Source organism: Shimia litoralis, from assembly GCF_005518135.1.
GTDB lineage: Bacteria > Pseudomonadota > Alphaproteobacteria > Rhodobacterales > Rhodobacteraceae > Shimia_E > Shimia_E litoralis.
This window is the reverse complement of sequence record NZ_SULI01000002.1, coordinates 165,955-191,376: the sequence shown is the minus strand read 5'-3', so window position 1 is coordinate 191,376 and position 25,422 is coordinate 165,955. Positions and strand designations below refer to the sequence as shown.

The following is a 25,422-nucleotide window of genomic DNA, read 5'->3' as shown; positions in this document are numbered from 1 at the left end:
AGAGGGGTTACACAGATGGATCCAATCCAGATTGGCCTGGTCGTTTCGGGCATCATGTTGCTCTTTGTGGTGCTTGGCATGCGCGTCGCGTTTGCAGCAGGAACTGCAGGTTTACTTGGGCTTGTGTGGATTTTCTGGGCCAAGTTTGGCTATGCGCCGGATAAGCTCGGTAAGGCCGTGGTTGTCTCAGTCAAGATTGCAGGTCAGGTGCCCCACTCCAAGGTGTCATCACAAGCCCTCTCGTTGATCCCCACATTTATCCTGATTGGATATCTGGCCTATTACGCAGGTTTAACCAAAGCCCTGTTTGAAGCCGCAAAACGTTGGGTCGGCTGGCTTCCGGGGGGCATGGCCGTCGCCACGGTTTTTGCGACCGCGGGTTTTGCCGCTGTGTCGGGCGCATCGGTGGCCACCTCGGCCGTATTTGCACGCATCGCTATTCCTGAAATGCTTCGGGTTGGGTACGACAAGCGATTTGCGGCAGGTGTCGTCGCCGCAGGCGGCACGCTTGCATCGTTGATACCGCCGTCGGCAATTCTGGTGATCTATGCCATTATCGTAGAGCAGGATGTGGGCAAACTCTTGCTGGCTGGCTTTATTCCCGGCGCATTTTCCGCGCTGATCTACGGGCTGTTGATCGTCATCATGGCATTGACCATCCCTAATTTTGGTCCACCTGTTGGCGGCTTTACGTGGGGCGAACGTTTCAAATCGCTGCCCCCCGCGATGCCGATCTTTTTCGTTGTCTTCATCATTATCTTTTTCATCTACAACCCATTCGGGGGCGATGCATGGGGCACCCCCACCGAGGGTGGCGCGCTTGGTGCGTTTGTTGTGTTCCTGATGGCCGTCTACAAAGGCATGCGATGGGGGCAGTTTCGCGAGGCACTTTTGGAAACTGCCAAGCTGGCCGTGATGATTTTCACGATCATTTGGGGCGTGCTGATTTACGTCCGGTTCCTGGGGTTTGCCAATCTTCCCGGTGCGTTCAGCGATTTCATCACCAGCCTTGACCAGTCACCAATGATTACATTGGTCATGATCCTTTTGGCCTATGCTGTGTTGGGGATGTTTATGGATGCCATTGGCATGCTGCTGCTGACCTTGCCCGTCGTATATCCTGCGGTCATGGCATTGAATGGTGGCGAAATGGTCACGGCTGCCGACAGCGCCTTTGGTATGTCGGGACCGATGTGCGCCATATGGTTCGGCATTCTCGTGGTCAAGATGGCCGAGTTTTGCCTGATCACGCCTCCAATCGGGCTGAATTGTTTTGTGGTCGCCGGGGTGCGCGATGACCTGAGCGTTCAAGACGTCTTCAAAGGTGTGACGCCATTTTTCATTGCGGATGCAATCACCATTGCGCTCTTGGTGGCCTTTCCGTGGATCGTGCTTTGGTTGCCATCTCAAGTTTAACCCCACAACACAGCCCCCGATCACGTACTCAAGCGTGGTCGGGGTGCACGCGCAGCTCTTCAACCCATCCCGCAATTGCGGTAAGAGCAGCCAAGTAATCACTTGGGTCCGCGCATGATCGACATTCAAAACGTCACTCTCGCCTATGCAGATCGCGTCATTTTACGCGACATTTCGCTCGAACTATCCGAACGGCGGATTGCGATTATCGGTGCGAACGGCTCTGGTAAATCCAGTTTTGCGCGCTTGCTGAACGGCTTGGTCATGCCAACCAAAGGCGATGTGTTGGTCGATGGGCTGAACACACGCACACACGGAAAGGATGTCCGTCAAAAGGTCGGATTTGTATTTCAAAACCCTGACAATCAGATTGTCTTTCCCGTGGTCGAAGAAGACCTTGCTTTTGGCATGAAAAATCTGAAATTCTCCAAGGAGGATATTGCCCAAAAGACGACTGACATCCTCTCGCGCTACAACATGCTGGACATGCGCGAACACCCTGCCCATTTGTTGTCAGGTGGTCAAAAACAGTTGTTGGCGATCTCCGGTGTGCTGGTGATGGAGCCAACTTATGTTGTGTTGGATGAACCCACCACACTCTTGGACCTGCGCAACAAGCGTCGCATTACGCACGCCATAAACGCGTTGGAACAAACTGTCATTCTGGCAAGCCACGACTTGGATTTGTTGACCGATTTTGACCGTGTGATTGTATTTGACGATGGACGCATCGCGATTGATGACGTCCCTTCGGTCGCAATCCCGCACTATATCAAATTGATGTCTTAGCCATGCTGGATCTGTATTCTCCGGGGCATTCCCCCATCCATAAGCTTTCGCCGGGTGTGAAAATTCTGGCGATGATGGTTGGTGGAACTGGATTGTTCCTTGTCGAAAATCTCGGCATCGTCGCCGTTGCGCTGGCCGCCGTAATCGCTTTGTACAAAATCGCCGGGCTGTCAGCGACCCAAGTATGGAACCAAATCCGGCCCGTTCTATGGATACTGATATTCTTCTTGGGCTTACAATGGTGGCTTGCAGGCGCATCGGTCGCGGTCTTTGTGGTCTTGCGACTTGCAACTCTGTTGCTATTGGCGGGCCTTGTGACATTGACAACACGTGCTTCGGACATGATCGAGAGTCTGACATCGGGGCTACGTTTTTTGCGCCCGTTGGGTGTAAATCCAGCCAAAGTCGGGCTCGCAATATCGTTGGCCTTGCGGTTTATTCCGGTGCTGGCCCAAATCACCACCGAAGTACGCGAAGCCCAAAAGGCGCGCGGGATGGAGCATTCGATTGTCGCAGTCGCGATGCCCGTTGCCATTCGAATGCTCAAAATGGCGGATGACATTTCGGATGCGATTGATGCACGAGGATATCGTCCTTGATCTTGGCGGCCTGCCTTGTCTTCGGGGCATGTGCACGATACCACGCATCAAATCCTCCAAGTTGTCACCACGCGAACGTTCATAAGGAATACGCAACATGGATACCAAAAGCATCGTCTACATCGCGCTTTTTGCGGCACTGACCGCAGCGCTTGCTCTGTTTCCCCCAATCAGCTTTGCAGGCTTGGCCTTGCCTCCGATCACTGCACAATCACTTGGTGTCATGCTTGCAGGCGCACTTGCCGGATCCAAACGTGGCGGCTTGGCACTGTTGCTCTTTGTCGTTTTGGTGGCCGTTGGCCTGCCTTTGCTGTCCGGTGGCCGTGGCGGCTTTGGCATCTTCGCCGGGGCTTCTGGCGGGTTCGTATTGGCATGGCCGATCTCGGCGTTTGTGATTGGCTGGCTTCTCGAACGCGCGCCGCAGGCAGGCTTTGTGAAAATGGCCGCAATCATTGCCTTTGGCGGAATCGTGGTGATGTATGCGATTGGTATTCCATGGATGGCACTGGTCGCCAATTTGCCTTTGACAAAAGCCGTAACAATTATGTTGGCATACGTTCCCGGAGATTTGGTCAAGGTCGTTTTGGCGACGTTTATCGCCCGAGGCGTGCGCCGGGCCTATCCGACCCTCTAAGATGCCCCTAGGCACCCAATTATTCCACCATGCCCGTCAGCGCCCGACCGCGCTGGCGGTTTCATTGTCGGGCCAGCAATGGTCTTATCGCGGTTTGGCCGACCAAATAGGCCGCATTGATCATGCTCTGCGTGATCTGCCTGCCAAACGCCACCACACTGATATTCAGCTGCCATCGCATGGGCGCATCATGGCGCTGGCGATTGGCAATCACAGCGCGGCTGCGCCGCTCTTGGCAACAGCTCTTGGCACCGGCCACGCGGTCATGTTGATGGATGCCCAATGGCCCGAACAGCAGATGATTACCCTGCTTGATGCCTATCCGCCTGACATCCTGTTTGCGCTCAGCACGCAACAATCGCTTGTGGCCCACGCCAAATCGCAAAACATTCCCACTGTCCTTGTTGATAAAAGCGACGCCCTATTCGACGACATCCCTCCGATTTCCCCCCTCCCATCATCTGAGACAGATACCTTTCTGATTGGGTTTACCTCGGGCACCACCTCGACGCCCAAAGCATTTGCGCGCAACCGCAAATCTTGGCGGGCCAGCCTTGACGCCAGCAGAACAGTTTTCGCGCTATCGTCGGACAGCCACACCCTTGCACCGGGGCCTTTGTCGCATGGCGTGACCCTCTATGCATTCGCAGAGACGCTTGATGCGGGGGCGACCTTTCATGGCCTCGCCCGGTTTTCCGTGCCTACCTGCCGCAGGCTTCTTAAATCAGGGGATGTCCGCCGATTGGTGGCAGTTCCGACAATGCTTGACGCCCTAAGCACATCGTCGCCTTTTCGGGCGGTTGACGCGGTGACCACCGCGGGCGCCAAACTTGCCCCTGCTTCGTTGAGCAAAGCTCGAGACACCTTTCCCTGTGCCACGATTTGCGAATACTACGGCGCATCCGAATTGGGGTTTGTCTCCGTGAGCCGCCATACCCAAACCGCGTCCGACGCCCCGTCAGACTCCGTTGGGCGTCCGTTTGCCCATGTCACCCTCCAGCTGCGTGAGAATGGGCAAACCGTCCCACAAGGAAAGGTCGGCACCATCTTTGTGCGTGGTGATCTGGCCATCGACAAGTATCTGTCTGGCGCCACATCTCATGGATTTCGACGCGAAGGCCCTTGGGCCACCGTAGGTGATCTTGGGCGCATCCTTCCTGAGGGCAGTCTTGCCCTCATCGGGCGCGAAGGTGGCATGGTTTTGACGGGAGGATACAATGTTTACCCGCAAGAGGTCGCTGACACTCTCCTGCGATCTGAACAGATTTCCGCCGCTCAGGTTTTGGGGCAAGAAGATGCCCTTTTAGGCCAACGCCTTGTGGCGATTTTGGAAGGGCGCATAGATTATTTCGCCCTAAAGGCCCACTGCGCACAGCATTTACCAAATTACAAAACGCCGCGTGCCTTCTATCGTGTCGAAGCGTGGCCACTGACCAGCAGTGGCAAAATTGCACGAGCCACGCTAGAGTCGTGGCTTGACCAGAAGGACCCGCGCCTTGTCCCGATCTCTCCTGCCAGCTGACCGCCGACCTGTGATCGTCGCTGCGCGCCGAAGCGCCATCGGCCGCGCCGGAGGCATGTTTCGCGATGTTGATCTGGAAAATATCGCCGCCCCTGTCTTGCGCGCTGCGCTGGCAGACACGCCTTTTGTCGTCTCGCAAATTGATGATGTCATCCTTGGAAATGCGGCAGGACCGGGCGGGAACATCGCGCGCTTGTCGGCGTTGGTCGCGTGGCAGGATATATCGGTTCCCGGCGTCACGACAGACCGACAATGCGGCGCGGGACTAGAAGCCGTTATTCACGCCTGTCGACTGATTCAAGCGGGTGCTGGCGACGTCTACGTGGCGGGTGGCGCCGAAAGCCACAGCCGGAAACCCTTGCGCGCATTGCCCGGCCAAAAGGGTAAAGCACCCAATTTTTACGATCGCGCCCGTTTTTCGCCAGACACGATTGGCGATCCTGAAATGGGGGCTGCCGCAGACGTCGTCGCGCAGGCCCACAACATCACACGCGAAAGGCAAGATGCGTTTGCCCTACGCTCGCATTCCCGCGCAATCCACGCACAAACCAACGGTGCCTTTGACACAGAAATCGTCTCTATTGAGGGGCAACACCAAGACGAATGCCCACGCGATACGCTTTCACCAGAGCGTTTGGCCCGCCTGCGTCCGGCCTTTGGCAAAAACGGCACGGTCACTGTTGGCAATGCCTGTCCACTGAATGATGGTGCCGCAGCTTTGGTGGTGACATCAGCGGGTTTTGCCAAAGCCCATGGGATCACCCACGCACTCGAATTTCTTGACGCCGCCAGCGCAGGCGTTGACCCGAATCTTTTGGGCATTGGACCTGTCGCCTCGACACGCAAGCTCTTGGACAGAAACCCCGAGGTGTCGCTTGGCGCGGTGACACATCTTGAGTTCAACGAAGCGTTTGCGGCTCAGGTTCTGGCATCTCTCGACCTATTGGCGGTTTCAGAAGATCTTGCCAACGCTCAAGGTGGTGCCATCGCCTTGGGCCATCCGTTTGGGGCGTCCGGTGCCATCCTTGTAACGCGGCTGTTTGCACAGCTTGTCACACTCCCTCAGCCAGAGACTGCACTGGCCATGGCGATGATCGGCATTGGCGGCGGACAGGGATTAACGGCTATGTTTCGTCCTGCCCATCTCTGATGCACCTGCGTGCGGCTTATCAAACCTGACCAAATGAAAAGGGCCGCCAAAATGGCGACCCAAATTTCGTCTTAAACAAACTCTGTTTATTCGTCTTCGTCGAGAACCCGCACCGCCCCGAGCGACGCGTTCGACACATGCGCCGCATATGCCTTAAGAGCTTTGGACACGGCACGTGGACGACCCACGGCCTTCCACGCCTTTTTATCAGCCTGCGGATGGGCCGCGCGACGTTGCTCCAACACCTCTTCAGAGACATTCAACTCAATAGAGCGATCCGGCACAGAAATGGTGATTGTGTCGCCATCTTCGACCAGCGCGATCACGCCTTTTTCCGCAGCCTCTGGTGACGCGTGCCCAATCGACAGACCCGCTGTGCCACCCGAGAAACGCCCGTCGGTGACCAACGCGCAGGTTGTATCCAGCTTCATCGATTTGAGATACGCCGTCGGGTACAGCATTTCCTGCATTCCGGGGCCGCCCTTTGGACCCTCATAGCGGATCACGACAACCGAGCCCGGTTGGACCTTACCCCCCAGAATGCCTGCGACTGCATCGTCCTGAGATTCGAAAACCACTGCGGTGCCTTCGAATTTATACATCTGCTTGATGACACCTGCGGTTTTCAGGATGCATCCCTGTTCGGCCAAGTTGCCAAAGAGCACACACAGGCCGCCCTCTTCACTGTACGCATTTGCAAAATCGCGCACGCAGCCGTCTTCAATATCCACGTCCAGTTCAGTGTACATACGTGATTGGCTAAAGGCTTGAGTTGTGCGCACACCACCGGGGGCTGCAATGAACAAATCATGTGCCTCGTTGCCGGCTGTTTCACGACGGACATCCCATTTGTCGATGAACGCCCCAACGTTTTTCTCGTGCACCGTGGCGCAATCACGATGAATTTTACCTTCGCGATCCAACTCACCCAGAATCCGTGCGATGCCGCCTGCGCGGTGCACATCCTCCATGTGATACTTGGGCGTTGAAGGCGCCACCTTACACAGGTGTGGAATTTGACGGCTCATCCGGTCCATGTCAGCCATGGTAAAGTCGACCTCGCCTTCGTGGGCAATCGCCAACAGGTGCAACACGGTATTGGTCGAGCCACCCATCGCGATATCCAGCGCCATCGCGTTTTCAAAGGCGTCAAAGGTTGCGATCCCGCGGGGCAGCGCAGTTTCGTCGCCATTTTTGTACCAGCGTTCACACAGTTCAACGATCTTGTGACCGGCCTCTTCGAACAGACCGCGACGTTTGGAGTGTGTCGCCAAAAGCGATCCGTTGCCCGGCAATGCAAGGCCCAGCGCCTCGGCCAGACAGTTCATCGAGTTCGCAGTGAACATGCCCGAGCACGATCCACACGTGGGGCAAGCAGACCGCTCAAGCTTATCAACATCTTCTTGCGAGCGGTCTTGATCCGTTGCGCCAACAATAGCCGTGACAAGGTCGGCCTTATGCTCGCCATCTTGCAACAGAACCTTGCCTGCTTCCATCGGTCCACCCGACACAAAAATCGCGGGGATGTTCAGGCGCATCGCAGCCATTAACATACCGGGGGTGATCTTGTCACAGTTCGAGATACACACCAGCGCATCCGCACAATGCGCATTGGCCATATACTCGACACTGTCGGCGATCACTTCGCGCGATGGCAGAGAATACAGCATGCCGTCATGGCCCATGGCAATGCCATCATCCACCGCAATCGTATTCATCTCTTTGGCAACGCCACCAGCCTTTTCGATCTCGGCGGCGACAAGCCCCCCCATATCCTTGAGGTGCACGTGACCCGGAACAAACTGAGTATAGGAGTTCACGACCGCAATAATAGGTTTGCCAAAGTCACCGTCCTGCATGCCAGTGGCACGCCACAATGAACGGGCAGCGGCCATACGGCGGCCAAAAGTGGACGTCTTGGAACGAAGATCAGGCATAACGGCACTCCTTAAAACGGGCGATCCCCAAATGGGGAATTGGCAAGTCTGGCCCAAGCGCGTGCCACTTGAGCGCCCATTTTGCAAGAGCCTCACGCGAATTTATTGGTCAAACACCCAATCCTGCCACGTGCCCTGACGTCCGCCGCGATTTGTTCATCCGCAGAACGCCCCCGAGTTCGGAGCGATGCGCGCGGGGCCAAGCATCCAAAACCGCCCCCTTGGACCATTGACGCTGTGGCCTGTTCTGTCAGGGTGGCCGAATGGAACAAGGCAACACAGACACGACAATTATCGGCGGCGGCGTGGTCGGCTTGTCGGTGGCATTTGGCTTGCTCAAGGCGGGTCAAAGCGTCACCGTGCTTGATGGTGAAAACGCCGATTTACGCGCCAGTCAGGGCAATTTTGGCCTAACTTGGCTGCAGGGGAAAGGCGCACATTTTGCACCCTACGCGCGCTGGACCAAGCACGCGATTAACCTGTGGCCTGCCTTTGCACAAGAGTTGCAGGATATGACCGGCATTGATCTCGCCTTCCAAGCCACTGGCGGGTACGAGTTCTTTACCGACAACGCTGAATTCGATGCTTTTACGGCAGATTTGGCCGCCCAAGCCAAAACACTCGGGGATGACTTTCGATATCAAACTTTGACAGGGGATGCCTTGCGCGCCGCCCTGCCCGGCATCGGAGAACAGATTGTCGGGGCCACGTTTTGTCCACACGACGGCCATGTAAACCCGCTGCGTGTGCTACAGGCCCTTCGTGTCGCTGTGCAAAGGCTGGGCGGGGTCATCATTCCCAACTGGAAAGTTCACAGCATTTCCCCGCATGCATCCGGATTTAAGGTGCACCACGCCACACACGCACCGCGCCTGACCCCGCATCTGATATTATGTGCGGGCCTTGGCTCTGCTGATCTTGCGCCAATGCTTGGGTTTCGCACCGCCATTCGCCCTCAAAAGGGCGAGTTAATGATCACGGAACGGATACAGGATCGGCTTCCATTTGTATCCTCGACCGTGCGACAGGTGGACGAAGGCGGCATTCAGATTGGCGGCACCAAAGCCGATGTGGGGCCGGATGATCGGGAAACGACATCCAAGATGAAATCCCTTGCACAACATGCCATTGCCGTTTGGCCCACGCTAAAAGACGTCAACGTCGTGCGCAGCTGGGGTGCCTTGCGCGTCATGACGCCTGATGGATATCCCGTGTATGCCCGCGCGCCTGAAATGCCAGCCGCACAAATGATCACCTGCCACAGTGGTATCACTCTGGCGCCAGCGCATGCCAGCACCTTGGTCGACTGGATATTAAACACCCAGAATGCCCCTGATCTAAAGGCCTTTGATGATGACAGATTCTAGATTTTTCAGGCGTGAAAATGGAACATACGATACCGTATGTCTGCAAATCGATGGCGTTCAAACACACGCGCGCGCGACAGATACGGTTGCCGCCGCACTCTTGGCGTTTGGGCCTGCACCAACACGCACCACAGGAATAAGCCAATCGCCACGCACACCATTTTGTATGATGGGAGCTTGCTTTGACTGTCTTGTGACGATTGACGGCCGCCCAAACCAGCAGGCCTGTATGATCACAGTGCAAGACGGCATGTGTATCACACATCAGGCGGGCTTCCGGCCCCTAGAGGAGCCCCATGATGGCTAAGCCCGACCTGATCATTATTGGTGCCGGACCGGCGGGTATGGCCGCCGCAGCCACGGCGGCAAACGGGGGGCTTAAGGTTCACCTCTTGGACGACCAACCTGCGGCCGGCGGACAGGTTTATCGCAATATCACGCGCAACCAAGATCGTCTGACACATCTGGGGCCCGAGTACACCAAAGGCATCCCTCTAGCCGACGCGCTGGACCATCCGAATATCACCCATGTGGCGGGGGCTGCGGTATGGCGCATAGATGACACACCCACCGTGTGGTATTCATTGCACGGGAAAAGCCATGCGATCCACGCCGATCACGTGCTGATCGCCACAGGTGCCCAAGAACGCCCTGTGCCCTTCGCAGGCTGGACCTTGCCTGGCGTCATGCCAGCCGGTGCCGCGCAAATTTTGATGAAGTCATCTGATTTGTTGCCAAAGGATGCGGTCCTCGCCGGAAGCGGCCCCTTGTTATACTTGATCGCCGTCCAGATGATTGAGGCGGGGCAGCCTCCGGTGGCGATGGTCGAAACACAAACACCTCAGATGATGATGCGGGCGGTGCGCCACCTGCCGCGCGCCCTGCTGGATCGGCAACAAATTTTCAAGGGCCTCGCAATGCTGCGCAAAATTCGCGCGGCCCGCATTCCTCGGTACACAGCCGCGCACAGCTTCAAGGCCCAGATCCAAGACGATCTGCTGGATTTTGAATTCACGTCAAAGGGCGAAACCCACCATCTGAAATGCGCGCTGGTTCTATCACACCAAGGCATTATTCCCGCAACCCACCTGACACGATCTGCGGGGATTCCGCATAAATGGCACAAAGCCCAGCAATGTTGGCACCCCGACCACGACACTGAAGGGCGCACCGCACGTCCGGGTCTATGGGTTGCGGGGGACAGCGCGGGAATATTGGGCGCTGATGCCGCCCGCGCACAAGGCGTGATTACCGCAAATGCGATCATTTGTGCCGTACGTGGCCTGCGTCCGTCCATAGCATCACATGTCAACGCACACGCCATAAATCATCGCAACCGGGCACAGGCCATCCGCGCGTTCTTGGATGCCGCCTATGCAGTGCCACCCGAAATCAACACCCCGCCGGATGACACCATTCTCTGCAGATGTGAAGAGATCACAGCCGGCACAATACGTCAGGCCATTCACGACGGCGCCACAGAATTGCGACACCTCAAGACTGCAACGCGTATTGGCATGGGGCCTTGCCAAGGCCGTCAGTGTGACCTGTCGCTGACACACATGTTAGCCGCACAAACACAGCGCCCCATTGCGACAGTGGGCATGCCACGTGCCCGCAGCCCGGTGCGCCCGGTATCCCTTGGAGAAATTGCGGCCCTCGAACAGACGGATTGAACCTTTGGGCGACTTAGGTCAATAAATGACCGAGGCAATGCGCATAAGGGGAACGTATGCGAAGAAATGTTGGTACGGGCGTCTTTCTTGTCATTCTGGTCATTTGCTTTTGGGCTGTCCCGGATCTTCAGGAAGTTGTCGCTGGTATCGCCATTTTCCTATTTGGCATGGCCATGCTCGAAGATGGGTTCAAGCTTTTTAGCGGTGGCCTCTTGGAAACGATTTTAGAGCGCGCGACCGCCTCTCTGCCGCGCGCGCTTGGGTTTGGGTTTGTCACCACCACGCTCATGCAATCAAGTTCCCTTGTCACGCTTGTGACAATCTCTTTTCTAAGCGCGGGCCTGATTACACTGACGGCAGGTGTCGGCATCATCTTCGGCGCAAACATCGGTACGACCACAGGGGCGTGGCTGGTGGCTGGCTTCGGCCTTAAGGTCAATCTCTCGGCCTATGCGATGCCAATGCTTGCCTTAGCAGTGGTGCCTGCTTTCCAATCTTCGAAATACATGCGCGGTTTTGGGTTGGTTTTGGCGGGAATGGGGTTCCTGTTTCTGGGTATCCATTACATGAAAATCGGTTTCGATGCATTTCAGAGCTACTTCGATCTTACCGAATACGCGCTCACTGGATTTTCCGGCTTGATCCTGTTCTCGGGTATCGGGGCCATCATGACCGTGATCATGCAAAGCTCTGGCGCAACAATGGTTTTGGTGATTACGGCACTGGCCGCCTCACAGATCACATATGAAAACGCGTTGGCTTTGGCGATTGGGTCAAACATCGGGACAACCATTACCGCCGCAATTGGGGCCATCTCTGCGAACTATCAAGGCAAACGTCTGGCGCTTGCACATTTGATCTTCAACGTGGCGACGGCGTCTGTGGCGCTCGTTCTCATTGGCCCAATCATTTCGTTGGTCAACGTCGCGAGCAGCGCCATTGGCATTTCGCCTGATGACTACACGCTCAAACTGGCGGTGTTTCACACGCTATTCAACCTGATGGGCGTTGCACTTATGCTACCCCTTCTCAACAAGTTGATTTCGTTTTTAGAACATCGCATTCCCACGCCAACGCCCATGTTGGCCCATCCCCAGTTTATTTCCGAAGCCACCGACGACTTTCCGGAAACCATCAACATCGCACTTCAAAAAGAACTCAGCCACCTGCTGGATAGTGCGCTTCCTCTGATCGCGGGTGGCCTAAATCTGCAGTGGGATCGTTTGACTCAGTCGAAAAACATCCCCGGCCAAGTCATGCAAAGCCGCACAGATATGGAGTTCGCACTGGGTACGAAATATATCGAACAGATCAAGCCGATATATTCCGCGATCATTAGTTTTAGCGCACGCGCCTCTGGAATCAATGACATGACCGAAGCCGAAGTCTCGCGTCTTCATGACCTTCGAGATACGGCAAGCCACATCAGCCGTGCCGTGAAATCGACAAATCGCCTGCATCGGAATACGCTTGGATACACAGTAAGAAACCAAGGCATGATTACCCAGCTCTATGATCAGCTACGGATCGAATTGGCCGATTTGATGGTGCAACTTGACCTGTTGAACACCGCAAATGCAGACAAGAGTTGGCTTGAACAAGCGCAGGTTCAAGCCCAACTCACGCGTAAAAACGCCATTAGCCAAGCAGAGAAATACATCCGAAATACGCAGATCGAAGCCCCCATGGCGACATCATTTATCAACGATACACAATATGCCTATGACGTCGCGCACAACCTGATATCGGCGGCACAAACCCTTTATCTCGAGCCAATCAGCATCGATCACGCTGCATCTGATGCACCACAACCAACGGTCCACACGTCCTAGGCCACCTGACGCCCCTTTCTCCAAACTGCGCGCAACGCCGGTACGCCCTCGGTCAATCTAAAGCGTATCAAATCGCCCGTTAGCCCCTGCTCCAGACGCCCACGATCCGTCAAACCCGTCATTTTGGCCGGGGTTGCCGTGACCGTAGCGATGCCTTTGGCCATATCACCCCAGTGCTGACCCAAGCGAACGGCCCCCATGAGCAATGACGCGGGCACATAATCGGATGAAATAATATCCAAGATATCCGCATCCGCCAATTCGATCGCCGCGACATTTCCGGAATGGGATCCACCCCGCACAAGGTTTGGCCCGCCCATGATCGTTGCAATTTGGTGCGCGCGGCATGCCTGAGCGGCCTCAACGGTGGTCGGGAACTCTGCCAAGTGAATGCCATGCGCCGACGAAACCGCGACTTGCGCCGCGGTGGTGTCATCGTGGCTGGCCAAGACCGCGCCATATCGCTTGGCGGCACCTACTGCTGCAGCCTCGTGCGCCGCCCCAAGCCGATCCCGCAGACCATACAAAAAGTCCACGTAATCGGAAAATCCGTCTCCGGAGATGGCATATTTTCCACGTACATAGGCTTCAAATTTGGTAATATCTGTGAACTGACGCTGACCCGGCGTATGATCCATGATGCTCACGATGCCAATACGATCTTGTGGACCAAATTCAGCCAGTTCATCGATCAGCGTTTCGGAACACGTTTCAGCACGCAGATGCAAGTGGTGGCTAATCTTTAGGCTGTCGTTGTCACGCATCGAAAGAATTTCGGTCGCAATTCGGCGAGCGTATTTCCCATAATTTTTGCCTGGGTCCGAAATAATTGACCCGACGCGGATGGCATCAAAAACCGTTGTGATCCCGACGCTTGCCAGTTCTGCATCATGCGCCACAATCGCGGCTTGGTGCGGCCACTCAACGTGCGGTCTCGGGTGCAAGTGGCGCTCAAGGTTGTCGGTGTGCAATTCAATCAGGCCAGGCGCGACATAGTCCCCCTCGCAGTCTTCTGCACCGGCAGGAACCGATGCGCCTTTCTCAATGGCGTGGATCACGCCATCTTTTACAACAATACTGCCACGAACGGTTTCGTTCGGCAGAACCAACATGGCATTGGCGAGGATCATATCTTGTGTCATCAAAATGTTACGCTGATTTGGCAGTGGCTGTGAAAAATTGAAAGGCCGCATCGTGCAATTTACCAGATACGCCATTTATTACACCCCACCCAAAGGTGCGCTTGCCACTTTTGGCGCACATTGGTTGGGATGGGACATAGAAGCCGGACAACATGTGGCGCATCCAGACATTCCGGATCTGCCTTGTCCCGTGGAAAATATCACGCGGACACCGCGTAAATATGGTTTGCATGGCACAATCAAGCCACCATTTCACTTGGCTCAAGGCACCAGTGTCACTGAACTGCAGGATGCCTGTGCTGTTCTGGCAGCGAAATTGCCCGCAATCACCTTGCCAAGCCTGCAACTGAGCCGCTTGGGTGGTTTTCTTGCTGTGACGATTGCTGGGGAGCAAACACCCCTTGCGGAGCTTGCCAGCACGGTCGTGCGTGACCTCGATCCATTTCGGGCACCCGCGAGCGATCGCGAGATCAAGCGCCGTCAACAAGCCAACCTCAGCCCACGTCAAACCGCGTTGTTGCAGAAATGGGGGTACCCTTATGTCATGGACGAGTTTCGTTTTCATATCACGTTGACGGGTCCACAAAGCGAGCATGATGCCAGCCGTGTGCATGCCGCCCTCGCGCCCATTTTGGTTCCGATCCTGCCAAGCCCCTTTCAGGTGTCTGACCTCACGCTTGTGGGCGAGGGTCCCGATGGCATGTTTCACGAAATTCATCGCTATGCGCTTTCCGGATAGAGCGCCGCCCAAATTGCGCCAAGAGTGTCATTCAGATCGCCGTCATTGCTGATCTCGATCACATCGGATCCCGTGGGGCGGGTGTACCCAGCACGTTCAAGCCGCGCGGAAATATCGGCCGCATCTTCTCTGCCCCGCGCGCCCAAGCGAGCCGCCAAGACATCATTGGGTGCGACAAGAGACAGAACTCGAAAACCTTCAAACCGCGCGCGTGCCGTATCCAGTACGGCGCGCGACAGGTTCACCAACGCCACACCATCGGAGCCAATCGCCTCGAATTGCGCGCGTGGAATGCCATAGGACAACCCATGAGCTTGCCAGCAAAGAATAAAATGGCCAGCCGTTTCCATCGCGCGAAATTCAGCTTCAGAGACACCATCAAATGCCTCGCCCCCCGCAGAGCTTGGTCGCGTAATCACCCGTCGGATCAACACGACCTCCGGATTGCGCGCCGCCATTTCCTGCATCACAGTATCTTTGCCAACGCCAGACGGGCCGACGACCCCTATCACCGCGGCCGCCATTATGCCGCTGCCTCTGGTGTGAAATCAGACACATTGATCTGACGATCACAGACCCGATCACGCGCGGCCTCGTCATGGAATATGCCAATAATCGCCGCGCCACGCGCTTTGGCCTCTTCAATCAGTGACAAAACCGTTTCACGATTGCCGGCATCAAGACTTGCCGTGGGTTCGTCCAGCAACATTGCGGGGTACTCATGCGCGAACCCGCGCGCGATGTTCACGCGCTGCTGCTCACCGCCTGAAAATGATGTTGGGCTCAGCGACCAGAGCCGCTCGGGAATGTTCAACCGCGACAACAGTGTTCGTGCGCGAATGCGGGCTGTTTCTGGGTCGACGCCAACAGACAACAACGGCTCTGCCACCACATCCAGGGTGGGCACCCGTGGCACAACACGCAAGAATTGGCTCACATACCCCAGACGATCCCTGCGCAATGCCAGAATTTCGCGCGGCTCGGCTTGGGTGACGTCCAAACCATCGACCAAAATTTGTCCGCCTGCGGCAAGATAGTTCCCATACACCAAACGCATCAAGGTTGATTTCCCCGCACCAGAGGCCCCAATCAGCCCGACGCATTCGCCCGCCCCGACCGACACATTGGCCCCTTGCATCACAGGTATCACCACGCCACCCTGATTGTGCAGCGTGAATGTCTTGCTGAGATTGGTAATTTCGATCATGAGACCGTCCTCTTGTCTTTTCCATGTCCAAGGCGTGAAGCCCCGTGAGAATTCTATGCAGTACGCCGATATCTGGGGTCGCTAGACCTGCAAAACAGAGCTTACCAAAAGCTGTGTATAGGCGTGCTGGGGGTCATCAAGCACCTGATCGGTCAGGCCGGTTTCCACCACATGCCCGTCTTTCATGACCATAAGCCGATCTGCCAACAATCTGACAACCGCCAAATCATGCGTCACGATAATCGCGCTCAGGCCCATTTTCCGAACCAGACCACGCAACAAGTCCAGCAAGCGAGCCTGAACCGACACATCCAGCCCCCCCGTGGGCTCGTCCATGAACACCAGCCGAGGGCCTGTGACCAGATTTCTAGCGATCTGTAGCCTTTGCTGCATGCCGCCGGAAAATGCCGTTGGGCGATCGTCTATTCGGGTTTCGTGAATCTCGACCCGATCCAGCCAATCGATGGCTTGTGATCTGATTTCGCCATAATGCCGCGCGCCGACGGCCATCAGGCGCTCGCCCACATTCCCGCCTGCGCTAACGTTCATGCGTAACCCGTCGCGGGCGTGTTGATGTACAAACGCCCAATCAGTACGCGACAACATCCGTCGTTCAGGCTCTGACATGGTCACCGTGTCCTGCATGCCTGCACTGCGCGTATCAAACAAGACTTGGCCCGCATCGGGTTCCAGATGCCCGGCAAGACAGTTCAGCAGCGTCGATTTGCCCGATCCACTTTCGCCGACGATACCCATCACTTCGCCTGGATAAAGATCAAAGCTGACCGCCGTGCACCCGATACGGGCACCATAGGTTTTCGCGATATCTTTGACTTGTAGCAACGGTGTCATATCACGCTCTCCTTCTCGGGAATTCCCTGTGCGCCCACGTGTCCTGCGTGCCGCCGCGCCGCACAATAATCGGTGTCAGAACACACAAACATGCGCGTGCCTTTGTCATCCATAATGACTTCGTCAAGATAGCTGTCGTCCGCCCCGCACAGATCACATGCGTGATCGGCTTTGCTGGCCTCAAACGGAAAATCATCGAAATCAAGGCTCACCACTTGGGTGTATGGCGGGATCGCGTAAATGCGCTGCTCGCGCCCAGCGCCAAACAGTTGGATCGCCGCCATCTCCATCTTGGGGTTGTCAAACTTGGGGATCGGAGATGGGTCCATAACATACCGCTCCTCAACCTTGACCGGATACGCATAGGCCGTCGCAATGGCACCATGGCGGCTAATGTCTTCATAGAGCTTCACATGCATCAAGCCGTATTCTTCGAGGCTGTGCATCTTGCGGGTTTCGACCTCGGACGGTTCCAGAAACCGAAGCGGCTCAGGAATTGGAACCTGATAGACAAGAATTTGCCCCTCAGACAATGCGGCCTCGGGTATCCGGTGGCGTGTCTGGATGACCGACGCTTTGGTTGTCTGTTCCGTGGTGGCGATGCCCGCAGTTTTTTCGAAAAACTTGCGGATCGACACGGCATTTGTGGTGTCATCAGCCCCTTGGTCAATCACCTTAAGCGTATCCTCAGGCATCAACACAGCTGCGCTGACCTGCACGCCGCCGGTGCCCCACCCATACGGCATCGGCATTTCGCGGCTCGCAAAAGGGACTTGGTACCCCGGGATGGCAAGCCCCTTAAGGATTGCCCGCCGGATCATACGTTTGGTCTGTTCATCAAGATAGGCAAAATTATACGCGTTCATTTCCGCCTCGGGGGTTGTGTAAAGATGCGTCATTCTGCGGCCTCGGCAACATTTGGCACCTGCCCTGCGACAGTCTCCAGCGCTTCGCGTCGCAGCTTGCGGATCAGTTCCAGTTCGGATTGGAAATCCACATAATGGGGCAGCTTGATATGCTCTAGGAAGCCGGTCGCCTGAATATTGTCGCAGTGATACAGCACAAATTCCTCGTCTTGTGCTGGCGCTCCAAGATTGTCTTCGCCCAATTCTTTCCAACGCAGAGCACGATCGACCAACGCCATAGAGATTGATTTGCGCTCGGATTGGCCAAACACCAACCCATATCCTCGGGTGAATTGCGGTGGTTCTGTTTTGGAGCCCGTGAACTGGTTGACCGTTTCACATTCGGTCACCTCGATCTCGCCAATATCGATGGCGAACCCAAGTTCAGGGATGTCCATTTCGACATCCACTGTCCCTATGCGCAGCTCACCTACAAAGGCGTGGTTGCGGGCATACCCACGTTGTGTGGAATAGGCCATGCCCAACACGAACCCTTCATCCCCGCGCGTTAGCGACTGCAACCTCAGCGCCCTGTCCGCAGGAAGCTCAAGCGGCTCGCGTGTTAAATCCGGTGGCACAGCTTCGCTTGGGGTTTCGGTTTGAATAAGCCCCTCTTGATTAAGGAACTCGGCCACATGCGGAATACGTTCGCTTGCTGCCGTAACTGTCGGCGCTTCGGGAACTTCTCCTTCGGCCGCCAACGCAAAATCCAAAAGCCGGTGAGTATAGTCAAACGTCGGACCCAATATTTGTCCGCCGGGCACATCTTTGAAGGTTGCCGAAACGCGTCGATCACACGCCATATTGGCCGTCTCGATCGGACGCGAATATCCAAATCTTGGCAATGTGGTCCGATATGCGCGCATCAGGAAAATGGCTTCGATCATATCCCCGCGCGACTGCTTGATGGCCAGTGCAGCAAGATCGGGATCAAACAACGACCCCTCTGCCATAACCCTGTTCACGGCCAACGTAAGCTGGTTGCGAATTTGTTCAATCGACAGCTCTGACACGGCTTGATCGCCGCGGCGCTCCTCGGCCAACCATGCATGTGCATTGTCGATTGCACGCTCGCCACCCTTTACTGCAACATACATCAGGTTGCCTCCACTTTGGTTGTGCGAGGCAGACCCGCGATGGATGTGCCCGAAGTAAACAGGAAATCCAGCCCCAACGGGAAAAGCGTCGCATTCGCCTGAAATGTCTCGACATCCGGCAAAGACAGCGTCGTGTGTGTCTTGATACCGGGCCCCCGCAAGGCAGGTCCGTCAGTGCTGAGGGTTTCAAGCTCGACAATCAGAGTCGCGGATCGGTCGGGATATTGGGGTGTGCCAATTGCAAAGTCGGTCACTGGCCCAAAGTCTTTCCAAGACCCCACCGCAAAATGGGCCTGTGCGCGGGGAACAATGGGGGCCCCGATATGAAACGCAATCCATTTGCGTACCTCGGGACAGTCCCATGCACCCGCCAAAAACAACGGTGTTTCGGGATCACACAAGGTTATCAGAGTGACACCTGCCGCAACTGACAAAGGTGCAGGTGGCATCGCTCCTTGAACACCCAAGATCTCGCCAGGTCGCGCGAGCAATGTCATGATTGCCCTGAATGCCTGTGCAGACTGAACCGGCGCATTGGAAAATCCGCCTTTCAACACGTCAGTATCCATCAATCTTCCCCCCGCACCATCGTAAAGAAATCTACTTTTGTGGCGGCCGCTTTGGTCGCACGGCGCGTCTTGGCCTTGTCGCGTTCAGCGACGAGCGGCATGATGACCGCAGCTTGTACTGCCTCTGCCTGTGGCCCTTGCAGCAACGCGTCGACCAACGCTGCAACACGCGCCTTATCCTTGTCGCGCCCCTGAACGTATCCGTGGCCGACTTCGCCCGTCGCCAATTGCACAGAGCACCGCGTCAATGTCATTTCTCCAAGGTTGAATGGCGCACCAGTTCCCCCCATGCGGCCTCGCACCATGGCGGCCCCAATTTCAGGGGCACGCAGCCATGTGAAATCAGGTGAAAGCTGGGTCGCCTCCCAAAGCCACGCCAGCGACTTCGCTGGGGCTTTGGCCAGCAAGGACATCCAGTCCTTTCGGGTAAGTTCTGTGCTCATCTAGACACCTTGTCGATTTGTCTGTACATCTATACAACTAGACAAATACTTACCGATCACCCCTGAGTCACACAATCCCACATACAGTGAAACTTTCATGACATGAGTAGATTTCAAAAGAAGACCCCCGTTTGGGAAGGCATCTCTCGGGCGCTGACCGCCGACATTGCGGAAGGGCGTTATACCCCCGGTGACAAGCTGCCAACCGAGGCGGAACTCTCGGCACGCTTTGGCGTCAACCGTCACACCGTGCGCCACGCGCTCAAGGATATGGCGGAAACCGGTCTTGTGCATGCTCGGCGTGGCTCGGGGGTGTATGTCGCGCAACGCCCGACAGATTATCCAATCGGCAAACGCGTGCGATTTCACCGGAACCTTCAACAGGCCGGACGTCTGCCCGCCAAGGAAACCCTGTCAATCGAAACGCGCGCCGCCGATCAACGAGAAGCCGAAGCCTTGCATCTGAATAAGGGTGACCCTGTGCACGTGTATGAAGGGCTTTCTTTGGCAGATGGGCAACCCATCGTCATGTTCCGCAGCGCCTTTCCTGCCGAGCGGTATCCAGATCTGTTAGAGCACCTGACATTTTCCAAATCGGTCACCGCCGCGCTCAAGGCGTGTGGCGTAGAAGACTATACGCGCGCCTCGACCCGCTTGACGGCAAAACGGGCGACAACCACGCAGGCCTTGCATCTGCGTATTCGCGAAGGAGATCCGATTCTGAGAAGTGTTGGCATCAATGTCGATGCCAACCGCGTGCCAACCGAATACGGTGTGTCGTGGTTCGCCGGAGATCGCGTCACGTTGACGTTATCCGACCCAGAATAGGGACCGCCCCCACACTTGATGTGCCAATTCCCCTGTATAATTGGCAAGCTGTCACGCACGCGACACACAAACACCCTAGGGTGGAGTGTAAATCTTACAACGAGCAAAGCAATGTCGCGCACACCTCTCTCACTTCGTTTTACTGGTGCCTCTGTTCTTCGCGATGGCGAGATGCAAAACCGCTCGCTTGTGATCCGAAACGGGTATATTTCCAAAGGCCCGCTTCCCGAGGTCAACCTTGCCGGATACTATCTGTTACCTGGCATTGTTGATTTGCACGGGGACGCGTTTGAACGCCATATTGCCCCGCGCCCATCAGCACCTTTTCCGATGGAAACAGGCCTACGAGCCACAGATCGCGATGCGGCGGCAAATGGCGTGACCACCGCATATCTTGCCCAAAGCTGGAGCTGGGAAGGCGGCCCGAGAGGCCCTCAAACCGCCGAAGCATTGCTGGCTGCGCTTGACCTGTATCGCACCCATGCACTGAGTGATCTGAAAATCCAAATCCGGTGCGAAACCCATACCGTCGACACAGCCAATCGCCTGCTCGATGCCGTGAAGCGTCACAATGTCGACTATGTCATCTTTAACAACCATCTGGACGAGGCGCTGCATATGGCGCGCCTACATCCCGAACAAATTACGCTCTGGGCCAACAAGGCAGGGCGGTCCGCCCAAGAGCATATGGCGATTGTACACAAAGCGCTGGAACAAACCCCGCGTGTGCCACGTCATCTGTGCACTCTGGCCGAAGAATTTGACCGCTGCGGGGTCCGATATGGATCGCATGATGATCCAGACGGGGACACGCGCGAACGATTCTCAATGATTGGGGCCAAAATTTGCGAGTTTCCAACGGCACATTCTGCGGCGGCGCTGGCCCGTGCGGTCGGTGACCATGTTCTGATGGGCGCGCCAAACGTGGTGCGCGGTGGTTCGCAATCCGGCAACATCGCGGCCGAAACGCTGATCCGTGCCGGGCTGTGTGATGCGCTGGTGTCTGATTACTATTATCCCGCCTTGTCCCAAGCCGCCTTTCATCTGGTCGAGATGGGTATCAAGACGCTTCCCGAGGCTTGGAAAATGATATCGCAAACCCCTGCAGAAATCATGGGGTTTGCAGATCGTGGGCACCTTGGCTTTGGTCGGCGCGCAGACATTGCGATCGTGAACGCGCAAACCCATGGCGTCGAAGGCACCATCACAGGGGGCCGGATTACACATCTGGTTGGTCAAGCGGCGCATCGGTTCTGTGACGCCGCGTCTGGCATGCCGATGGCAGCCGAATAGAACGCGCGACACGGTCTGGAGTTGTGGTCGAATCGACCAATTTTGCGCGACCGGACAAAAGTTTACCAACTCTTCAAAAACCCGTCATCTCTTCGTGTCCTTTGTTTGCGATCCGTGCGACACATTCCAACTCGGAGAAAGACATGTACGTACGTAAATCATTGCTGATGACAGCAGCCATGGTCACACTTTCAGGTGTTGCCTTTGCCGCTGAAGTCGAAGTGGGACCGCGTCCCTATTACCTGATCGACCGCATGCCAGAAGGCCCGCTCAAGACCAAGCTCAAGGCGTGTGAGAATACACCCCTTAAACGCACAGCCTTTTCAATTGGGCACCGTGGTGCCCCGATGCAATTCCCTGAACACACTGCGGAATCCTATCGTGCAGCAGGCCGCATGGGCGCAGGCATCATCGAATGTGATGTCACGTTCACCAAGGACAAAGAGCTGGTGTGTCGTCATGCCCAAAACGATCTGGCGACCACAACAAACATTCTGGGCTCTGAGCTTGCAGACACCTGTGTGACACCCTTTGCCGCTGCCACCGCTGACGACAAAGCGCGCGCAGAATGCCGCACTTCCGAAATCACGCTGGCCGAGTTCAAGTCACTGACTGGTAAAATGGATGCGGCAGACAAGACCGCGACCACTGCCGAAGGCTTTATGGATGGGACAGCAGGCTGGCGCACTGATCTCTATTCCGCTGAAACTGGTACATTGATGACCCACGCGGAATCGATCGAGCTGTTCAAAACTCTGGGCGTTAAGTTCACACCTGAACTCAAGTCCCCGTCTGTTGAAATGCCATTTGAAGGCTTTACGCAAGAAATGTACGCACAAAAGATGATTGACGAATACAAAGCTGCCGGCATTCCTGCCAGCGACGTATTCGCCCAATCGTTCAATCTGGATGATGTGCGCTATTGGATCGAACACGAGCCTGAATTCGGCAAACAAGCCGTATATCTGGACGGACGTTATGATGTGGAAGGATTTGACTATCTGAACACCGATACGTTTGAGCCATCGATGCAAGATCTTGCTGACATGGGTGTGAACTATATTGCCCCGCCAATGTGGATGCTGGTGACAACCGACGGCGATGACATTGTCGCATCTCCTTACGCCAAATCGGCCAAGGACGCGGGCCTTAAGATCATCACATGGACGCTGGAACGCTCGGGTCCGCTCGCAACTGGCGGCGGCTGGTACTACCAATCGGTGAAAGACACCATCGATACTGATGCAGATACCTTTACCATGCTGCATGCGCTGAATGAAAAAGTCGGCATCGAGGGCATCTTTAGCGATTGGCCAGCCACGGTGACATATTACGCAAGCTGTATGGATCTGAACTGATCCTGTTCAAAACGCAACGCTGTGCGGGTCAATCTGATCCGCACAGGTATTTCCAGTTCGTAAAATTCTGTGGCCAGATCTCTAGAGATCAGCTCGGCTATTCATATTTTTCAAGAAAAGCCTCGGCCTCGAAACTCCGAAAATCCTGTAGCGCGTCGCGCAGCCTGTTGTGGTCCCAATCCCACCACGCCAAGGCTTGCAACCTGTCGGAAATCTGTTCAGAAAACCGCGCGCGCAAAGGCACTGCGGGCACGCCGGCCACGATCATATATGGCGCGACATCTTTGGTGACCACGGCACCCGATGCCACGATGGCACCATGCCCCACCACAACGTCTGGCTTGACCATGGCACCGTGTCCAATCCACGTATCATGCCCGATGTGGGCAACCCGCGCCCGCCGATGCGCAAACCAAGCATCGTCCATCTCTGCCGTGTCCCAATAGTCTTTGGAGCGGTACAGAAAATGATGCAGGCTGGCCTTCTCCATCGGATGATCAGGCGCACCAATGCGAACGTGGGCGGCAATATTTGCAAATTTGCCAATGTTGGCATTCGCCATATCCGCACCACGGTCGCAATAGGAATAATCCCCGAACCGGCTATCGACAACGCGGCTGCCTTTACCAATTTCCACGAACCGGCCAAAGGTGCTTTGGACAATCACACAGTCCGGGTGAATGTACGGATTTTCCGCTGTCAAACGGGCCATAGCACCCTCGCATTTTGTTTCGTGTGAGACATTTCAAGCGGCATCTACGAGTCGGCCGATCCACCCGAGATCAACCGGCGTCGCAACCAACCGGATGCCCAATCCATGGCCATCACCATAAGAATGATCAGCACGATGTAATACGACACTTCTTCCCAGTCCTTTTGGGTGATCATTGCCTGCGTCAGCAACAAGCCAATCCCGCCCCCTGTGATCGCCCCAATAATCGTCGCGCTGCGCGTATTGGATTCAAGATAGTAAAGGATCTGACTTAGCAACACAGGCGTGATTTGCGGGATCACCCCAAAACGATACCGCTGAAGAGGTTTCGCGCCCGTGGATTGAATACCTTCAATCTGCTTTTGATCCACATTCTCGAGAGCTTCGGAAAACATCTTGCCGAAGCTGCCCGTGTCGGTGATCAAAATCGCCAACGCACCGGTCAGCGGGCCAGGTCCAAATGCTCTGGCCAAAACAATCGTCCAGATCAAGGCATCAACACCTCGGAAAAAGTCAAACAGGCGACGCGTGGCCTGACGCACGATCATGAGCGGTGTAAAATTCTTGGCGGCCAGAAATGCCATGGGCAATGCCACAATTGCAGCCCCCATGGTGCCCAAAAACGCCATTAGGATCGTTTCAAAAATCGCCCATGCCACGTCTGCATGGCGCCACATTTTGTTGGTCCAGAAATCATGCCAAATCGCGGTGGCTTCTCCGTTCATGGCGTGACCTGCCAGCTCGAAAAAACCCATACCGTGATAAGGGCTGTCCAAGGTGAAAAAGAACAGCTCCCACCCCATGAAATAGCGAAACACCTCGGTGCGGTTGCGCGTCACAGTCAGGCGCCCTTCATCCGTCGTCACGGTCAGGCGGTTTTTCGACGCGTTGATCCATGATGGAACATCACCGGACGGAAGCTGGGCCCGAACGCCGCCTGCGCCTGGCTGGGCCAAAATAACACCATAATCCGGGATGCTATAGCTGACCAGATTGTCTTGACCAAAGGTCACAACGTGCCCCCCGCCCAGATCAATCACAGTGCCCGAATTGGCCAGAGACACCCAGTCGGGCGATACTCCTGCCTCGTATGTGCCTTTGCGCTCGCCTTCGATGGCAATTGTCACCTCGCCCGACCGGTTATCCCGCGTCACATGGGTCTTGTAGCTATAACTGTCCGCAACCAACGCCCGTGCATTGTCGATATCAAAGCGCGTCGACAGGCCAAGAACGTCAAAGCTAAAGAAAATATATGTCAGATACGCCATAACAACGACGGGAAGCCCGAACGACATCATACGCTTGCGCGAAAACAGGGCGTTGGCTTCGATTTTGAGGGTATCGGTTGCAGTCAT

The 25,422-nt window shown here is 55.8% G+C and carries 25 protein-coding genes; 14 read left to right on the top strand and 11 right to left on the bottom strand.

Features of this window, described 5'->3' with window-relative positions:
• The first annotated feature begins 15 nt into the window (after positions 1 to 15).
• From FAP39_RS02945 to FAP39_RS02920, 6 genes are all read left to right on the top strand, one after another.
• A complete protein-coding gene (locus tag FAP39_RS02945) occupies positions 16 to 1,416 on the top strand; it encodes a TRAP transporter large permease (RefSeq protein ID WP_138014883.1) in 1,401 nt (466 codons plus the stop codon).
• A 114-nt stretch (positions 1,417 to 1,530) separates the two neighbouring features.
• A complete protein-coding gene (locus FAP39_RS02940; RefSeq protein ID WP_138014882.1) occupies positions 1,531 to 2,205 on the top strand; it encodes an energy-coupling factor ABC transporter ATP-binding protein in 675 nt (224 codons plus the stop codon).
• A gap of 2 nt (positions 2,206 to 2,207) precedes the next feature.
• Positions 2,208 to 2,804, top strand: a complete 597-nt coding sequence (locus FAP39_RS02935) for an energy-coupling factor transporter transmembrane component T family protein (RefSeq protein WP_138014881.1) — start codon at positions 2,208 to 2,210, stop codon at positions 2,802 to 2,804.
• Between the two features lie 97 nt (positions 2,805 to 2,901).
• Entirely contained in the window at positions 2,902 to 3,438 is a 537-nt protein-coding gene (locus tag FAP39_RS02930) for a biotin transporter BioY (protein ID WP_138014880.1), read from the top strand.
• A gap of 1 nt (position 3,439) precedes the next feature.
• Entirely contained in the window at positions 3,440 to 4,960 is a 1,521-nt protein-coding gene (locus FAP39_RS02925) for an AMP-binding protein (RefSeq protein ID WP_138014879.1), read from the top strand.
• Complete coding sequence (locus tag FAP39_RS02920; protein WP_212743399.1) at positions 4,935 to 6,110, top strand: thiolase family protein; 1,176 nt, start codon at positions 4,935 to 4,937, stop codon at positions 6,108 to 6,110. The genes FAP39_RS02925 and FAP39_RS02920 overlap by 26 nt, the downstream gene beginning before the upstream one ends.
• An 86-nt stretch (positions 6,111 to 6,196) precedes the next feature.
• Here FAP39_RS02920 and ilvD read toward each other — a convergent pair whose 3' ends face one another.
• Complete coding sequence (gene ilvD / locus FAP39_RS02915; protein ID WP_138014878.1) at positions 6,197 to 8,047, bottom strand: dihydroxy-acid dehydratase; 1,851 nt, start codon at positions 8,045 to 8,047, stop codon at positions 6,197 to 6,199.
• 263 nt (positions 8,048 to 8,310) lie between these two features.
• Here ilvD and FAP39_RS02910 point away from each other — a divergent pair, with 263 nt between their 5' ends.
• The 4 genes from FAP39_RS02910 to FAP39_RS02895 are packed head-to-tail and all read left to right on the top strand — an operon-like array spanning position 8,311 to position 12,922.
• Positions 8,311 to 9,414 carry an NAD(P)/FAD-dependent oxidoreductase gene (locus tag FAP39_RS02910; RefSeq protein ID WP_138014877.1) on the top strand — a complete coding sequence of 368 codons (1,104 nt, stop codon included), beginning with the start codon at positions 8,311 to 8,313 and terminating at the stop codon, positions 9,412 to 9,414.
• A complete protein-coding gene (locus FAP39_RS02905) occupies positions 9,398 to 9,721 on the top strand; it encodes a (2Fe-2S)-binding protein (RefSeq protein ID WP_212743398.1) in 324 nt (107 codons plus the stop codon). The genes FAP39_RS02910 and FAP39_RS02905 overlap by 17 nt, the downstream gene beginning before the upstream one ends.
• Positions 9,711 to 11,090 (top strand): FAD/NAD(P)-dependent oxidoreductase, encoded by a 1,380-nt coding sequence (locus FAP39_RS02900; protein ID WP_246058911.1) that lies wholly within the window; start codon positions 9,711 to 9,713, stop codon positions 11,088 to 11,090. The genes FAP39_RS02905 and FAP39_RS02900 overlap by 11 nt, the downstream gene beginning before the upstream one ends.
• Positions 11,091 to 11,146: 56 nt before the next feature.
• Positions 11,147 to 12,922: a Na/Pi cotransporter family protein gene (locus FAP39_RS02895; protein ID WP_138014874.1), complete on the top strand. Its 1,776-nt coding sequence runs from the start codon at positions 11,147 to 11,149 to the stop codon at positions 12,920 to 12,922.
• Here the strand turns inward: FAP39_RS02895 and FAP39_RS02890 are convergent.
• A complete protein-coding gene (locus tag FAP39_RS02890; protein ID WP_138014873.1) occupies positions 12,919 to 14,064 on the bottom strand; it encodes an alpha-D-ribose 1-methylphosphonate 5-triphosphate diphosphatase in 1,146 nt (381 codons plus the stop codon). The two genes, FAP39_RS02895 and FAP39_RS02890, sit on opposite strands and share 4 nt — an antisense overlap.
• Positions 14,065 to 14,116: 52 nt before the next feature.
• Between FAP39_RS02890 and FAP39_RS02885 the strand changes: the two genes are divergently transcribed.
• Positions 14,117 to 14,803 (top strand): DUF1045 domain-containing protein, encoded by a 687-nt coding sequence (locus FAP39_RS02885; protein WP_246058908.1) that lies wholly within the window; start codon positions 14,117 to 14,119, stop codon positions 14,801 to 14,803.
• On the opposite strand, the gene phnN is transcribed toward FAP39_RS02885, so the two are convergent.
• The 7 genes from phnN to phnG all read right to left on the bottom strand — a co-directional run bounded on the left by phnN (position 14,785) and on the right by phnG (position 19,876).
• On the bottom strand, positions 14,785 to 15,327 hold the full coding sequence (phnN, locus tag FAP39_RS02880) for a phosphonate metabolism protein/1,5-bisphosphokinase (PRPP-forming) PhnN (protein ID WP_138014872.1): 543 nt from the start codon (positions 15,325 to 15,327) through the stop codon (positions 14,785 to 14,787). The two genes, FAP39_RS02885 and phnN, sit on opposite strands and share 19 nt — an antisense overlap.
• Positions 15,327 to 16,010: a phosphonate C-P lyase system protein PhnL gene (gene phnL, locus FAP39_RS02875; RefSeq protein ID WP_138014871.1), complete on the bottom strand. Its 684-nt coding sequence runs from the start codon at positions 16,008 to 16,010 to the stop codon at positions 15,327 to 15,329. The genes phnN and phnL overlap by 1 nt, the downstream gene beginning before the upstream one ends.
• An 81-nt stretch (positions 16,011 to 16,091) precedes the next feature.
• A complete protein-coding gene (gene phnK / locus FAP39_RS02870) occupies positions 16,092 to 16,862 on the bottom strand; it encodes a phosphonate C-P lyase system protein PhnK (RefSeq protein ID WP_138014870.1) in 771 nt (256 codons plus the stop codon).
• Entirely contained in the window at positions 16,859 to 17,728 is an 870-nt protein-coding gene (locus FAP39_RS02865; RefSeq protein WP_138014991.1) for an alpha-D-ribose 1-methylphosphonate 5-phosphate C-P-lyase PhnJ, read from the bottom strand. The genes phnK and FAP39_RS02865 overlap by 4 nt, the downstream gene beginning before the upstream one ends.
• A 29-nt stretch (positions 17,729 to 17,757) precedes the next feature.
• On the bottom strand, positions 17,758 to 18,864 hold the full coding sequence (locus FAP39_RS02860) for a carbon-phosphorus lyase complex subunit (protein ID WP_138014869.1): 1,107 nt from the start codon (positions 18,862 to 18,864) through the stop codon (positions 17,758 to 17,760).
• Positions 18,864 to 19,433 carry a phosphonate C-P lyase system protein PhnH gene (gene phnH, locus FAP39_RS02855; RefSeq protein WP_138014868.1) on the bottom strand — a complete coding sequence of 190 codons (570 nt, stop codon included), beginning with the start codon at positions 19,431 to 19,433 and terminating at the stop codon, positions 18,864 to 18,866. The genes FAP39_RS02860 and phnH overlap by 1 nt, the downstream gene beginning before the upstream one ends.
• Entirely contained in the window at positions 19,433 to 19,876 is a 444-nt protein-coding gene (gene phnG / locus FAP39_RS02850) for a phosphonate C-P lyase system protein PhnG (protein WP_138014867.1), read from the bottom strand. The genes phnH and phnG overlap by 1 nt, the downstream gene beginning before the upstream one ends.
• A gap of 102 nt (positions 19,877 to 19,978) precedes the next feature.
• On the opposite strand from phnG, the gene phnF reads away from it, so the two are divergent.
• From phnF to FAP39_RS02835, 3 genes are all read left to right on the top strand, one after another.
• Complete coding sequence (gene phnF, locus FAP39_RS02845; RefSeq protein ID WP_138014866.1) at positions 19,979 to 20,704, top strand: phosphonate metabolism transcriptional regulator PhnF; 726 nt, start codon at positions 19,979 to 19,981, stop codon at positions 20,702 to 20,704.
• Positions 20,705 to 20,815: 111 nt separating this feature from the next.
• Positions 20,816 to 21,997, top strand: coding sequence for an alpha-D-ribose 1-methylphosphonate 5-triphosphate diphosphatase (locus FAP39_RS02840; protein ID WP_138014865.1), 1,182 nt, complete (start codon positions 20,816 to 20,818; stop codon positions 21,995 to 21,997).
• A 143-nt stretch (positions 21,998 to 22,140) separates the two neighbouring features.
• Entirely contained in the window at positions 22,141 to 23,355 is a 1,215-nt protein-coding gene (locus FAP39_RS02835) for a glycerophosphodiester phosphodiesterase family protein (RefSeq protein ID WP_138014864.1), read from the top strand.
• A 97-nt stretch (positions 23,356 to 23,452) separates the two neighbouring features.
• Here FAP39_RS02835 and FAP39_RS02830 read toward each other — a convergent pair whose 3' ends face one another.
• Together FAP39_RS02830 and phnE are read right to left on the bottom strand one after the other, a co-directional pair.
• Complete coding sequence (locus FAP39_RS02830) at positions 23,453 to 24,067, bottom strand: LbetaH domain-containing protein (RefSeq protein WP_138014863.1); 615 nt, start codon at positions 24,065 to 24,067, stop codon at positions 23,453 to 23,455.
• A gap of 44 nt (positions 24,068 to 24,111) precedes the next feature.
• Positions 24,112 to 25,422: a phosphonate ABC transporter, permease protein PhnE gene (gene phnE / locus FAP39_RS02825; RefSeq protein ID WP_138014990.1), complete on the bottom strand. Its 1,311-nt coding sequence runs from the start codon at positions 25,420 to 25,422 to the stop codon at positions 24,112 to 24,114.

Bases quoted from the DNA above. Each gene is read 5' to 3' on its own strand.
- phnG (WP_138014867.1), bottom strand. From the start codon at position 19,876: ATGAGCACAGAACTTACCCGAAAGGACTGGATGTCCTTGCTGGCCAAA.
- FAP39_RS02900 (WP_246058911.1), top strand. From the start codon at position 9,711: ATGATGGCTAAGCCCGACCTGATCATTATTGGTGCCGGACCGGCGGGT.
- FAP39_RS02890 (WP_138014873.1), bottom strand. From the start codon at position 14,064: ATGACACAAGATATGATCCTCGCCAATGCCATGTTGGTTCTGCCGAAC.
- FAP39_RS02930 (WP_138014880.1), top strand. From the start codon at position 2,902: ATGGATACCAAAAGCATCGTCTACATCGCGCTTTTTGCGGCACTGACC.
- FAP39_RS02925 (WP_138014879.1), top strand. From the start codon at position 3,440: ATGCCCCTAGGCACCCAATTATTCCACCATGCCCGTCAGCGCCCGACC.
- FAP39_RS02910 (WP_138014877.1), top strand. From the start codon at position 8,311: ATGGAACAAGGCAACACAGACACGACAATTATCGGCGGCGGCGTGGTC.
- FAP39_RS02935 (WP_138014881.1), top strand. From the start codon at position 2,208: ATGCTGGATCTGTATTCTCCGGGGCATTCCCCCATCCATAAGCTTTCG.
- phnF (WP_138014866.1), top strand. From the start codon at position 19,979: ATGAGTAGATTTCAAAAGAAGACCCCCGTTTGGGAAGGCATCTCTCGG.
- ilvD (WP_138014878.1), bottom strand. From the start codon at position 8,047: ATGCCTGATCTTCGTTCCAAGACGTCCACTTTTGGCCGCCGTATGGCC.
- phnH (WP_138014868.1), bottom strand. From the start codon at position 19,433: ATGGATACTGACGTGTTGAAAGGCGGATTTTCCAATGCGCCGGTTCAG.
- FAP39_RS02895 (WP_138014874.1), top strand. From the start codon at position 11,147: ATGCGAAGAAATGTTGGTACGGGCGTCTTTCTTGTCATTCTGGTCATT.
- FAP39_RS02830 (WP_138014863.1), bottom strand. From the start codon at position 24,067: ATGGCCCGTTTGACAGCGGAAAATCCGTACATTCACCCGGACTGTGTG.
- phnL (WP_138014871.1), bottom strand. From the start codon at position 16,010: ATGATCGAAATTACCAATCTCAGCAAGACATTCACGCTGCACAATCAG.
- phnK (WP_138014870.1), bottom strand. From the start codon at position 16,862: ATGACACCGTTGCTACAAGTCAAAGATATCGCGAAAACCTATGGTGCC.
- FAP39_RS02835 (WP_138014864.1), top strand. From the start codon at position 22,141: ATGTACGTACGTAAATCATTGCTGATGACAGCAGCCATGGTCACACTT.
- FAP39_RS02905 (WP_212743398.1), top strand. From the start codon at position 9,398: ATGATGACAGATTCTAGATTTTTCAGGCGTGAAAATGGAACATACGAT.
- FAP39_RS02860 (WP_138014869.1), bottom strand. From the start codon at position 18,864: ATGTATGTTGCAGTAAAGGGTGGCGAGCGTGCAATCGACAATGCACAT.
- FAP39_RS02840 (WP_138014865.1), top strand. From the start codon at position 20,816: ATGTCGCGCACACCTCTCTCACTTCGTTTTACTGGTGCCTCTGTTCTT.
- FAP39_RS02940 (WP_138014882.1), top strand. From the start codon at position 1,531: ATGATCGACATTCAAAACGTCACTCTCGCCTATGCAGATCGCGTCATT.
- FAP39_RS02945 (WP_138014883.1), top strand. From the start codon at position 16: ATGGATCCAATCCAGATTGGCCTGGTCGTTTCGGGCATCATGTTGCTC.
- phnE (WP_138014990.1), bottom strand. From the start codon at position 25,422: ATGACTGCAACCGATACCCTCAAAATCGAAGCCAACGCCCTGTTTTCG.
- FAP39_RS02865 (WP_138014991.1), bottom strand. From the start codon at position 17,728: ATGAACGCGTATAATTTTGCCTATCTTGATGAACAGACCAAACGTATG.
- phnN (WP_138014872.1), bottom strand. From the start codon at position 15,327: ATGGCGGCCGCGGTGATAGGGGTCGTCGGCCCGTCTGGCGTTGGCAAA.